At 55.3% G+C, this 12,742-nt stretch carries 11 protein-coding genes; 8 read left to right on the top strand and 3 right to left on the bottom strand.

Annotated elements, in window-relative coordinates:
• Positions 1–218 precede the first annotated feature (218 nt).
• Positions 219–2,195, bottom strand: a complete 1,977-nt coding sequence (gene speA, locus FDP13_RS15475; RefSeq protein ID WP_143839846.1) for a biosynthetic arginine decarboxylase — start codon at positions 2,193–2,195, stop codon at positions 219–221.
• Between the two features lie 944 nt (positions 2,196–3,139).
• On the opposite strand from speA, the gene metK reads away from it, so the two are divergent.
• From metK to ruvX, 7 genes are all read left to right on the top strand, one after another.
• Positions 3,140–4,294 (top strand): methionine adenosyltransferase, encoded by a 1,155-nt coding sequence (gene metK, locus FDP13_RS15485; protein ID WP_012768271.1) that lies wholly within the window; start codon positions 3,140–3,142, stop codon positions 4,292–4,294.
• 112 nt (positions 4,295–4,406) lie between these two features.
• A complete protein-coding gene (locus FDP13_RS15490) occupies positions 4,407–4,919 on the top strand; it encodes a SprT family zinc-dependent metalloprotease (protein ID WP_033576802.1) in 513 nt (170 codons plus the stop codon).
• A 99-nt stretch (positions 4,920–5,018) separates the two neighbouring features.
• Positions 5,019–5,717, top strand: coding sequence for a deoxyribonuclease I (gene endA, locus FDP13_RS15495; RefSeq protein ID WP_143839847.1), 699 nt, complete (start codon positions 5,019–5,021; stop codon positions 5,715–5,717).
• A 116-nt stretch (positions 5,718–5,833) separates the two neighbouring features.
• Entirely contained in the window at positions 5,834–6,568 is a 735-nt protein-coding gene (gene rsmE, locus FDP13_RS15500) for a 16S rRNA (uracil(1498)-N(3))-methyltransferase (RefSeq protein ID WP_012768268.1), read from the top strand.
• Between the two features lie 11 nt (positions 6,569–6,579).
• Positions 6,580–7,533, top strand: coding sequence for a glutathione synthase (gene gshB, locus FDP13_RS15505; protein ID WP_143839848.1), 954 nt, complete (start codon positions 6,580–6,582; stop codon positions 7,531–7,533).
• Between the two features lie 127 nt (positions 7,534–7,660).
• Entirely contained in the window at positions 7,661–8,224 is a 564-nt protein-coding gene (locus FDP13_RS15510; protein ID WP_012768266.1) for a YqgE/AlgH family protein, read from the top strand.
• Positions 8,224–8,655: a Holliday junction resolvase RuvX gene (ruvX, locus tag FDP13_RS15515; RefSeq protein ID WP_143839849.1), complete on the top strand. Its 432-nt coding sequence runs from the start codon at positions 8,224–8,226 to the stop codon at positions 8,653–8,655. Before FDP13_RS15510 ends, ruvX begins: the two co-directional genes overlap by 1 nt.
• Positions 8,656–8,734: 79 nt before the next feature.
• Here ruvX and fbp read toward each other — a convergent pair whose 3' ends face one another.
• A complete protein-coding gene (fbp, locus tag FDP13_RS15520) occupies positions 8,735–9,739 on the bottom strand; it encodes a class 1 fructose-bisphosphatase (RefSeq protein WP_012768264.1) in 1,005 nt (334 codons plus the stop codon).
• A 170-nt stretch (positions 9,740–9,909) separates the two neighbouring features.
• On the opposite strand from fbp, the gene mpl reads away from it, so the two are divergent.
• Complete coding sequence (mpl, locus tag FDP13_RS15525) at positions 9,910–11,292, top strand: UDP-N-acetylmuramate:L-alanyl-gamma-D-glutamyl-meso-diaminopimelate ligase (protein WP_143839850.1); 1,383 nt, start codon at positions 9,910–9,912, stop codon at positions 11,290–11,292.
• 101 nt (positions 11,293–11,393) lie between these two features.
• Here mpl and FDP13_RS15530 read toward each other — a convergent pair whose 3' ends face one another.
• Entirely contained in the window at positions 11,394–12,692 is a 1,299-nt protein-coding gene (locus FDP13_RS15530; RefSeq protein ID WP_033576800.1) for an adenylosuccinate synthase, read from the bottom strand.
• Positions 12,693–12,742: the final 50 nt, after the last annotated feature.

The following is a 12,742-nucleotide window of genomic DNA, read 5'->3' on the forward strand; positions in this document are numbered from 1 at the left end:
TCCTGTCATAAATAATGAAAAACGCAACCCCATACCGGACTCAGTATCGACACTGCGCTGCAACGTTATAATCAATGTGTTTATGGGTCGCTCATATGCAACGGCCTACTAACCGGATACCCAAATTCCGCAGAACGATTCAGGCCGGCTATTCCGCCACTGCTGGAAAAGAAAAAGGTTGAGCGCTTCATCAGCCCTCAACCTTTCCGTACGAAATATTATTCGTCTTCCAGATAAGTATAACCGTATAAGCCGGTTTCAAATTCTTCAAGGAATTGCGCTTGCAGTTCAGGCGCGAGGTCGGTTTCTTTTACTTGATCGCGGAAACGGGACATCAGCACATTCGGGTCAAGTTGCACATATTCGAGCATATCGGCCACCGTGTTGCCTTCATCCGACTCTTCCAGCTCAACCGTCCCATCCTGGAATACAAACACATCTACAGTGGACGTGTCGCCGAACAGGTTGTGCATATTGCCGAGAATTTCCTGATACGCACCCACCATGAAGAACCCGAGCAACGGCGGGTTTTCCGGGTCGTACGGCGGCATCGGCATCGTCGTGGCCACACCATCGCCATCCACATAGTGATCGATGGTGCCGTCGGAATCACAGGTGATATCCAGCAGTACCGCACGGCGCTGCGGCGGCTTATCCAACCCTTCCAGCGGCAACACCGGGAACAACTGATCGATCCCCCAGGCATCCGGCATCGACTGGAACAGCGAGAAGTTGACGTACAACTTATCCGCCATGCGTTCCTGCAATTCATCAATAATCGGCCGATGGGCGCGGTTACTCGGGTCAAGCTGCTGCTGAAGACGCTGGCAGATATTCAGGTAGAGTTGTTCCGCCTGCGCGCGCTGGGTCAAATCCAACATGCCGTGGGTATATTGCGTGTGGATGTCGTTCAGGTCCATCTGGCTGTCGTGCAGCCATTCACGCAGCGAACGACGGTTGCCCGGCTCCTGGATTTCCTGCCAGGTGCTCCATAAGCTTTCCAGCGCACGCGGCGCGTCTTCATCCGGCGCCACCGGCTCGCTGAACTCGTTGCGCTCCACCCCGATAATATTGGACACCAGTACGGTGTGATGCGCCGTCACCGCACGCCCGGATTCGGTGATCACCATCGGATGCGGCAAACCATATTCATTACAGGCGTCGCCGATACCCCAGATAACGTTGTTGGCGTATTCGTTCAGGCCATAGTTGACCGAACAGTCGGACTGGGAACGCGTTCCCTCATAATCCACGCCGAGCCCACCACCTACGTCAAAACACTGGATATTCACGCCCAGTTTGTGCAGTTCGACGTAAAAACGTGCCGATTCACGTACGCCGGTCGCGATATCGCGGATATTCGCCAACTGCGATCCCAGATGGAAATGCAGCAGTTGCAGGCTGTCGAGACGGTTGGCATTGCGTAGCAGTTCCACCAGTTGCAGTACCTGCGTCGCCGCCAGGCCAAACTTGGATTTCTCGCCGCCGCTGGACTGCCATTTGCCGGAACCCTGCGACGCCAGACGCGCACGTACGCCCAAGCGCGGCACCACGTTCAGGCGTTCGGCTTCTTCCAACACCAGCTTGATTTCCGACATCTTTTCGATGACCAGATACACCTTGTGACCCAGTTTTTCACCGATCAGCGCCAGGCGAATATACTCGCGGTCTTTATAGCCGTTACAGACGATCACGGTGCGGGTCATGCCCGCATGGCCGAGTACCGCCATCAGCTCGGCTTTGGAACCGGCTTCCAACCCCAGCGGTTCGCCGGAATTGATCAACGACTCAATGACACGGCGATGTTGGTTAACTTTGATGGGATAAACCAGGAAATAACCGCCTTCATAGCCGAAGGACTCGCGCGCGCGTTTGAACGCCGCATTGATGGAGCGCAAACGGTGCTGCAAAATCTGTGGGAAGCAAAACAGCGCAGGCAGGCGCTGATTGTCCTGCTGACGGGTTTTCACCAGCTTGGCCAGGTCGACGCGGGCTTCCGGCACGTCAGGGTCCGGACACACGCTGATATGCCCTAACTCATTGACGTCGTAATAATTATTACCCCACCAGGCAATGTTATAGGTTCTCAGCATCTCGCTGGCGTCGCGGTCATTCATGGCTACCTCCTGCATGGAGCGCAGATGATCGTGTTTACCCGCCGCTGACGAGTACGGTTGAATCATATCGTCAGACATGGCGATCCCCTTCTTCCACTTCTAGATGAATAATCACATTTTTTCCCGCAACAAATACCGGCGGCACGGCAAAAGCGTGCGACGCTGGCAGTGAAAAACCCGACGGGCAGTAGTATGCCGCCGTTTTATGACTTTTATTAGTGTAAAACACGATGTCAGACTCCGAGGTTCGGGTCGGTAAAAACCAGGGAAAACATCGCCAGGAAGAACGCAAACGCATTCACTGGCGCGGAGAAAAAAGCAGGTTAGCCAGCTCGGGAGTCCTGCGTTGCGCTGCGGGACAGGCAACTTCGGGCAAATGGCAGAAAGGATTGAGTCAGTGACGCAATGGCGTCAGAAGAAAAGCGCAGCGGGCGCAACTCACTCAATAAACAACGGATCATTAATCCTATCACCTCCACGCTCGCCGCATGATGTGCGGTCAGGCTATCACGAAAAACCATCAGAAAAACGGTCGGATAATCTCGGTCAGCCCCCGCTGTAGCCGGTACTCGCCTATGATTAACAATACGCTGATTAACAATACGCGATGATTAACGATACGCGAGGCGCCGACTGTTGGAACCGCCCGAATGACGGGCAACAAAACCGCCCGCCGTTTATACCTATCCATACCCGGAAAAGCAAAATGAAAATAGTAAAAAACCCTATCATGTCGGTAAAAACTGCCGATGAACACGTTTGACCACTTTACGCGGCATAAAAACTGCTGGTATGGGGTTACGCTGTGACCTAGAATAGACGTCCAGATGTTAATCCATCTATACCCGTCATACTTCAAGTTGCAGGTGCGTTGGCTTTCCTCGCTCACCCCGGTCACTTACTTGTGTAAGCTCCCAGGGATTCGCTGCGTCGCCGCCTTCCTGCAACTCGAATTATTTAGGCTAGATACTGATTAACTGAATTATTGATTAACGGCTTTAGCTTATAAGGTAAAGAAACTCATGGCTAAACACCTTTTTACGTCCGAGTCGGTCTCCGAAGGACATCCTGATAAAATCGCTGACCAGATTTCCGACGCCGTCCTTGACGCGATTCTGGAGCAGGACCCCAAAGCGCGAGTCGCCTGCGAAACTTACGTAAAAACCGGTATGGTGTTAGTGGGTGGCGAAATTACCACCAGCGCCTGGGTGGATATCGAAGAGATCACTCGCCGTACCGTTCGCGACATTGGCTACGTCAACTCCGAGATGGGCTTTGACGCCAACTCTTGTGCGGTGCTGAGCGCCATCGGCAAACAGTCTCCAGACATTAATCAGGGCGTTGATCGTAAAGATCCGCTGGAGCAAGGTGCGGGCGATCAGGGCCTGATGTTCGGCTACGCCACCAACGAAACCGACGTGCTGATGCCGGCACCGATCACCTACGCACACCGTCTGGTGCAGCGCCAGTCCGAAGTCCGCAAAAACGGCACCCTGCCGTGGCTGCGCCCGGATGCCAAGAGCCAGGTTACCTTCGCCTACGACAACGGCAAAATCGTCGGCATCGATGCCGTTGTGCTGTCTACCCAGCATTCAGAATCCATCGCTCAGAAAGACCTGCAGGAAGCGGTGATGGAAGAGATCATCAAGCCGGTTCTGCCGTCTGAATGGCTCTCTGCCAATACCAAATACTTCATCAACCCGACCGGTCGTTTTGTTATCGGCGGCCCGATGGGCGACTGCGGCCTGACCGGTCGTAAAATCATTGTTGATACCTACGGCGGCGCGGCGCGTCACGGCGGTGGCGCCTTCTCCGGCAAGGACCCATCCAAAGTGGACCGTTCCGCTGCCTACGCCGCACGTTATGTGGCGAAAAACATTGTGGCCGCCGGTCTGGCGGATCGCTGTGAAATTCAGGTGTCCTACGCTATCGGCGTGGCAGAACCGACCTCCATCATGGTGGAAACCTTCGGTACTGAGAAAATCGCCAGCGACCGTCTGGTCGAACTGGTGCGCCAGTTCTTCGATCTGCGCCCGTACGGCTTGATCCAGATGTTGGATCTGCTGCACCCGATTTACCAGCAGACCGCGGCTTACGGTCACTTTGGTCGTGCCGAATTCCCGTGGGAAAAAACCGACGTGGCAGAAAAACTGCGTGATGCCGCCGGCCTGAAATAATCGGCTCGTGGTATGACTGGCTCAACGGCGAAGCTTTGGCTTCGCCGTTTTTTATTGTTGAGCGATGGTAGGCAGGATTGCATCCGGCTCGCCCAGTCCGTAAGCTGCCAGCATGAACACACCACGACTCCCTATCGCCCTGCAACAGGCAGTGATGCGTTGCCTGCGGGAAAAACTTCAGCAGGCCAATACCGCATTAGGTAGCGATTATCCTGAGCCGGTCATCAACTACCAGCAACGCGGTTCCACGGCGGGCAGCGCCTGGCTCAAAGAGTGGGAAATCCGCCTTAATCCGGTATTGCTGCAGGAAAACCAACAGCCGTTCATCGATGAAGTCGTGCCGCATGAACTGGCGCATTTGTTGGTCTATGCCCGTTTTGGTAAAACCGCGCCGCATGGCCGCGAATGGCGCTGGATGATGGAAAGCGTGTTGAACGTACCGGCCCGCCGGACTCACCAGTACGCGCTGTCGTCAGTGCAAGGCAAAACCTTCCCTTACCAGTGTGCCTGCCGCCGGCACGAACTCACCTTGCGTCGCCACAACCGGGTGGTTCGCGGCGAATCGGAATACCGCTGCCGCGCTTGTGGTGAACGGTTACGCCCTCTCGTAACTCACTCTGTTTAAACCATAATTTTAGCGTTTCATGCTATTTTTTTTGCGTTTGCCTGCATGGTATTCTTCAGGTACGCTGCCCACTTTTAACCCTGCTGGTGATTCTGGAATATGCTTCGCAATTTTGTCGTTTTCGCTGTGTTGGGCGCGGGCCTGACGACGCTGGCCGCCGCCGCTCAGGACATCAATAACTTTACACAGGCTAAAGCCGCTGCGGTGAAAATCCATCAGGATGCGCCCGGCTCCTTTTATTGTGGCTGCAAGATCAACTGGCAGGGCAAAAAAGGGACGCCGGACCTGGCCTCCTGCGGCTATCAGGTGCGCAAAGACGCCAACCGCGCCAGCCGCATTGAATGGGAACATGTAGTACCGGCATGGCAATTCGGCCACCAACGGCAGTGCTGGCAGGATGGCGGTCGCAAAAATTGCACCAAAGACGATGTCTACCGTCAGATGGAAACCGACCTGCACAATCTGCAACCTTCGATTGGCGAAGTGAACGGCGATCGCGGCAACTTTATGTACAGCCAGTGGAATGGCGGCGAGCGTCAGTACGGCCAGTGCGAGATGAAGATTGATTTTAAAAATCAACTGGCAGAGCCGCCCGAGCGTGCCCGCGGCGCTATCGCCCGCACCTACTTCTACATGCGCGATCGTTACAGCCTGAACCTGTCTCGCCAGCAAACCCAATTGTTCGATGCCTGGAATAAACAGTACCCGGCCACCGCCTGGGAATGCACCCGAGAAAAACGTATCGCCGCCGTACAGGGCAACCGCAACCCGTATGTGCAACAGGCTTGCCAGCCCTGATGCCGCTCCCTACTATAACGGCTTGTCTCTTAATCACCACCGTCGCCGGCGGTGGCTGACGCCTGCCGGGCTTTCGCCCCTTCGATTAACACCACCTAACTAAGGCCAGATTATTCATGCGAATACCGCGCATTTTTCATCCCGATACGCTTGCCCTGCTGGGGGGAGAGATGGATCTAAGCGAAGACGCCGCCAACCATGTTGGCCGGGTGCTTCGAATGAGCGCCGGGCAGGCATTGCAACTGTTCGACGGCAGCAACCAGGTATTTGACGCCGAGATTATCCAGGCCGGGAAAAAAAGCGTGCGGGTCCGTTACGCTGCCGGGCAAACCGAAAATCGGGAGTCACCGTTACACCTGCACCTGGGCCAGGTGATGTCTCGTGGTGAAAAGATGGAATTCACCATCCAAAAATCCATCGAACTGGGGGTGAATATTATTACCCCGCTGCTATCCGAACGCTGCGGCATCAAACTGGACGGCGAACGACTGGAAAAGAAAATTTCACAATGGCAGAAAATCGCCATCGCCGCCTGTGAACAATGCGGCAGAAATCGCGTGCCGGAAATTCGTCCCGTACAAACGCTGGAAAGCTGGTGCGCGGAATCGGACAATGGGTTAAAACTGAACCTGCATCCACGAGCAACGCAAAGTATCAACACGCTGCCGTTGCCGGTATCACGCATCCGGTTGTTGATTGGCCCGGAAGGCGGGCTGTCGGCAGATGAAATCGCCATGACCGCAACCCAGGGGTTTACTGATATCCTGCTGGGGCCTCGCGTTCTGCGCACAGAAACCACCGCGCTCACCGCCATCACCGCGTTACAGGTACGGTTCGGCGATTTGGGGTAAAGGAGATAACAATGATTAAACTCGGTATCGTGATGGACCCGATTTCGTCCATCAATATCAAGAAAGACACCAGCTTTGCGATGTTGCAGGAAGCCCAACGTCGTGGCTGGGAAGTGCATTACATGGAAATGGGCGATCTCTACCTACATGCAGGCGAAGCACGGGCTACCACCCGTACGCTGAGCGTCCAATACGACTACGACCATTGGTACGACTTCGGCGCGACTCAGGACATCGCCCTGCATGAGCTGGATGTGGTGCTGATGCGCAAAGACCCGCCGTTCGACACCGAATTCATCTACGCCACCTATATTCTGGAGCGGGCGGAAGAGAAAGGGATGCTCATCGTCAACAAACCGCAAAGCCTGCGTGACTGCAACGAAAAACTGTTCACCGCCTGGTTCCCGCAGTTAACGCCGGATACGCTGGTCACCCGCAATGCCGATCGGCTGCGCGCGTTCCATCAGCGGCATAGCGACGTGATCCTCAAGCCGCTCGACGGCATGGGCGGCGCGTCGATTTTCCGTCTGAAACCGGAAGACGCCAATGTGTCGGTGATCATCGAAACACTCACTGAGCACGGCAACCGCTACTGCATGGCGCAAAACTATCTGCCCGCCATCAAAGACGGCGATAAGCGCGTGCTGGTAGTGGATGGCGAACCGGTGCCCTATTGTCTGGCGCGTATCCCGAAAAGCGGTGAAACCCGCGGAAATCTGGCGGCCGGCGGCCGTGGCGAAGCCCGTCCGCTCAGTGAAAGCGACTGGCAGATTGCCCGCACCGTCGCACCGGTGCTAAAACAGAAAGGCCTGATCTTCGTCGGTCTGGACATCATTGGCGACCGTCTGACCGAAATCAACGTCACCAGCCCGACCTGCGTGCGTGAAATTGAAGCCGCTTATCCGGACGTTTCCATTACCGGCATGTTGATGGATGCCATTGAGCGCAGGCTGGCTCAGCGTTAACGATACACGGACCGTATCCCGGTCGGTGATGTAGCTCTACCCGGCTCGCCGTCTGACGGCGAGCCGGAAACATTTACTCCGACAGACCGGAAACATTCACTCCGACAGAGAAGCGATAATAAAGACGATGAATTTACAGCACCATTTTCTGATTGCGATGCCCTCTCTGCAGGACTCCGTGTTCAGGCGGACGGTAATTTACCTCTGCGAACACAATGAAGACGGCGCGATGGGACTTATCATCAACAAACCGATGGAACAGTTCACCGTCGAAAATATCCTCAAAAAACTTAAAATTACGCCCACTCCACGGGATATGGCGATTCGCCTCGATAAGCCGGTTTTTTCCGGTGGCCCGTTAGCGGACGATCGCGGCTTTATCCTGCACTCGCCGTGCCCGGGTTTTGCCTCCAGCATAAGCATCTCCGACGAAACCATGATAACGACGTCGAAAGATGTGCTGGAAACGCTGGGTACGCCGGAACAGCCGCGTAATACCCTGGTTGCCTTGGGTTATTCCGCCTGGGAAAGCGGCCAGTTGGAAAATGAACTGCTGGAAAACGCCTGGCTGACCGTACCGGCCGACCATCATCTGCTGTTCAATACACCGATTGCCGACCGCTGGCGCGCTGCGGCCAGAAAATTGGGCGTAGACATCCATAATATCGCCGCCGAAGCGGGACATGCCTGATGGGAAATCGTACGTTGCTGGCCTTTGACTTCGGCACCCGTAGTATCGGCGTCGCCATCGGACAAGAGATTACCGGCACCGCCCGCCCGCTGACGTCACTAAAAGCGCAGGACGGCATACCCGACTGGCAGAAAGTAGATAAACTGCTCAACGAGTGGCAGCCGGCGCTGGTGATTGTCGGTCTGCCGCTGAACATGGACGGCACGGAGCAACCGCTGACCGCCCGGGCGCGCAAATTTTCCCAGCGTTTGCATGGCCGCTTCGGCGTCAATGTTGAGCTGCACGACGAACGCCTCAGCACGGTGGAAGCCCGAGCAGACCTGTTTGAACGCGGCGGATTCAGAGCGCTGGACAAAGGCAGCGTCGATGCTGCTTCAGCCGTGATCATCCTGGAAAGCTGGTTCGAACAACAACTCGCCCGACCGCAGTAAATCCAACGTATTGATTATCAACGCCACAAAGAACTCAGGCCCGCATAAGCGGGCCTGAGTATGGCTTGCCGGCATCAATTTACGCGTCTGGATAGTCGCGCAGGAACCCTTCCAGATCTTCCACCATTGATGTGTTGCCGACGAAGAACGGCGCACGCTGGTGCAGTTTCTGCGGGGTAATGTCCAGAATACGGTTTTTGCCGTCGCTGGCTTTGCCGCCCGCTTGTTCAGCCAGAAACGCCATCGGGTTACATTCGTACAGCAAACGCAGTTTCCCTTCCGGGTAGCTGGCGGTGCTCGGATAGAGGTAAATCCCACCTTTCAACAGGTTACGGTGAAAATCCGCCACCAGAGAGCCGATATAGCGGGTGGTGTACGGACGCTGCGTCGCTTCGTCCTGCTCCTGACAATATTTGATGTACTTCTTCACGCCCTGCGGGAATTTAATGTAATTCCCTTCGTTGATGGAGTACATATTGCCTTTTTCCGGGAAGCGCACACGCTCGTGGGACAGGCAGAACACCCCCAGCGACGGATCATACGTGAAGGCATGAACGCCATGGCCGGTGGTATATACCAGCATGGTGGACGATCCATACACAATGTAACCCGCAGCCACCTGCTTGTGGCCAGGCTGGAGGAAATCCTCTTCGCGTACCGGCATCCCCAGCGGGGTAATACGGCGGTAAATGGAGAAAATGGTTCCTACGGAGACGTTAACGTCGATATTGGAAGAACCGTCCAGCGGGTCCATCAATACCACGTATTTAGCATTTTCGGCGCGCTCACCATCGAAGATAACGATCTCGTCTTCTTCTTCGGAAGCAATCCCTGCTACCTCGCCTCGTGCTTTCAGCGCCGCTTTCAGCTTTTCATTGGCATACAGATCGAGTTTCATCTGCACTTCGCCCTGAACGTTGGAAACGCCGCTGGTGCCCAGAATATCCACCAGACCAGCCTTGTTGATGTCACGGTGGATAATCTTCGCGCCCAGCTTGATGGCCGACAGCAGTGCGGTCAGTTCACCAGTGGCGTGAGAGAAATCGTGCTGTTTTTCGACGATAAATTCGCCTAACGTTTTCATAACACTATTCCAGAATCTACGAATGAAAAGCGGTTTCATTTTTGTACCGCCAGCGTTTGCGTCTGCAGTGTAGCCCAAAGAGAAAGTGAGTACCTAGCAAATCCATTTCTTATGACGTATTCCAAGCGTTAGAATGGACGGCAGACTCTCTGAATATAGATGGAAAACGTATGCGTATTCATATTTTAGGAATCTGTGGCACCTTCATGGGAGGACTGGCGTTGCTGGCCCGATCGCAAGGACATCAGGTAACCGGTTCGGATGCTAACGTCTATCCGCCAATGAGTACCTTACTGGAAGAACAAGGAATTACCCTGATCCAGGGGTACGACCCCGCACAGTTGAATCCCGCTCCGGATCTGGTCATCATTGGCAATGCCATGACCCGCGGCAACCCCTGCGTTGAGGCGGTGCTGGAACAAAATATCCCGTATATGTCCGGCCCGCAATGGCTCCATGATCATGTGCTGCGCGAGCGCTGGGTCATCGCCGTCGCCGGCACCCACGGCAAAACGACGACGGCGGGCATGGTCACCTGGATTCTGGAAGATTGCGGCTACCAGCCGGGATTCGTCATTGGCGGCGTACCGGGCAACTTCACGGTTTCCGCACGTCTGGGCGACAGCCCGTTCTTCGTGGTGGAAGCCGACGAGTACGACTGCGCCTTCTTCGACAAGCGCTCCAAGTTCGTGCACTACAGCCCGCGCACGCTCATTCTGAATAATCTGGAATTTGACCACGCCGATATCTTTGACGATCTCAAAGCTATCCAGAAACAGTTCCATCATCTGGTGCGCCTGGTGCCGGGCAAAGGCCGCATTATCGTCCCGACTCACGACCTGCATTTGAAACAGGTGATGGGCATGGGATGCTGGAGCGAGCAGGAACTGGTGGGTGAAGAAGGCATCTGGAAAGCGAAAAAAGTCACCACCGACGCCAGTGTGTTTCAGGTGTACCTCAACGACCAGATAGTGGGGGAAGTCGACTGGAATCTGGTGGGCGAACACAACATGCACAACGGCCTGATGGCAATCGCTGCGGCACGTCATGTCGGCGTCACACCGGCAGAAGCCTGTCGTGCACTCGGCGGTTTCATTAACGCCCGTCGTCGGCTGGAACTACGCGGCACCGCACATGGTGTCTCTGTGTACGATGATTTTGCCCATCACCCAACCGCGATTCTCGCCACGCTGGCTGCCCTGCGCAGCAAAGTAGGAGGCACCGCACGGATTCTCGCGGTACTGGAGCCTCGTTCCAACACCATGAAAATGGGTCATTGCAAAAACGAGTTAGCACCGGCGCTGGGACGCGCTGACGGGGTGTTTCTGTTCCAGCCGCAACACATTCCCTGGCAGGTCGCTGAAGTGGCCGACGCGTGTGTTCAACCCGCCTGGTGGAGCGCAGATATCGATACACTGGTGGAGATGATCAACAAAACCGCGCAACCGGGCGATCATATTCTGGTCATGAGCAACGGCGGCTTCGGCAATATCCACAACAAACTGCTGGATGCGCTGAACGCCAAAGCACAGGCTGCCAGCAACGAAGACTGACGGGGTTATGGTTATGTGCGTCGCCGGCAACCGGCTGCCGGCGAACAGATAGCAAAACGGACGGGCAAGCCCGTCCGTTTTTCATACAGCAACCGTGGTGATTAGGCGTCGAAAGGATCACGCAGAATCATGGTTTCTTCACGATCAGGGCCTGTGGAAATGATATCCACCGGCACACCGGTCACTTCTTCGATGCGTTTAATGTAGTTCAGCGCAGCCTGCGGCAACTTGCTGTACTCTTTCACGCCAAAGGTGCTTTCAGACCAGCCCGGCAGCGTTTCATAAATCGGCTCGATACCTTCCCAGCCATCAGCCGCCAGTGGGGTCACATCCACATTGCTGCCATCCGGCATACGGTAACCAATGCAGATTTTCACTTCGGTCAGCCCATCCAGCACGTCGAGTTTGGTCAGGCAAAAACCGGACAGAGAGTTAATCTGCACCGCACGGCGCACGGCAACCGCATCCAGCCAGCCAGTACGGCGACGGCGGCCCGTGGTCGCGCCAAACTCGTTACCTTTCTGCGACAGATGTTCGCCAACTTCATCAAACAGCTCGGTCGGGAACGGACCGGCACCAACACGCGTGGAGTAAGCTTTGACGATACCCAATACGTAATCGACGTAACGCGGGCCCAGACCGGAACCGGTCGCCACACCACCTGCGGTGGTATTGGAAGACGTCACGTACGGATAAGTACCGTGATCGATATCCAGCAGCGTACCCTGCGCCCCTTCAAACATGACGTAATCGCCACGTTGATGTGCTTTGTACAGCAAGTCGGAGACGTCCACGACCATGCCGGTCAGGATATCCGCAACAGCCAGCACGTCGTTCAATGTTTTCTGGTAATCCACCGCATCGGCTTTGTAGTAATGCACCAGCTGGAAATTATGGTATTCCATGATTTCTTTCAGCTTAATGGCAAAGCTTTCACGGTCGAACAGATCGCCGACACGCAGGCCACGACGCGCCACTTTATCTTCATACGCCGGCCCGATACCACGGCCCGTCGTCCCGATCGCCTTCGCGCCGCGCGCTTTTTCGCGGGCATTATCCAGCGCCACATGGTACGGCAGAATCAGCGGGCAGGCTTCGGAAAGCAACATACGCTCACGCACCGGCACGCCACGCGCTTCAAGTGCGGTCATTTCTTTCAGAAGCGCATCCGGCGCCAGCACAACACCGTTACCGATGATGCTGATGACATTCTCGCGCAGAATACCGGAGGGAATTAAATGGAGAACGGTTTTTTCACCGTTGATAACCAGCGTGTGACCAGCATTGTGACCGCCCTGGTAGCGCACAACATATTTGGCCCGTTCAGTCAGCAGGTCTACGACCTTGCCTTTACCTTCGTCACCCCATTGGGTGCCCAGTACGACAACGTTCTTACCCATCTCAAGAATCACCAGATTGGTTAAAAATGGATTCTAGCATCTCATCTTGC

Source organism: Dickeya sp. ws52, from assembly GCF_007210685.1.
GTDB classification, from domain to species: domain Bacteria; phylum Pseudomonadota; class Gammaproteobacteria; order Enterobacterales; family Enterobacteriaceae; genus Dickeya; species Dickeya chrysanthemi.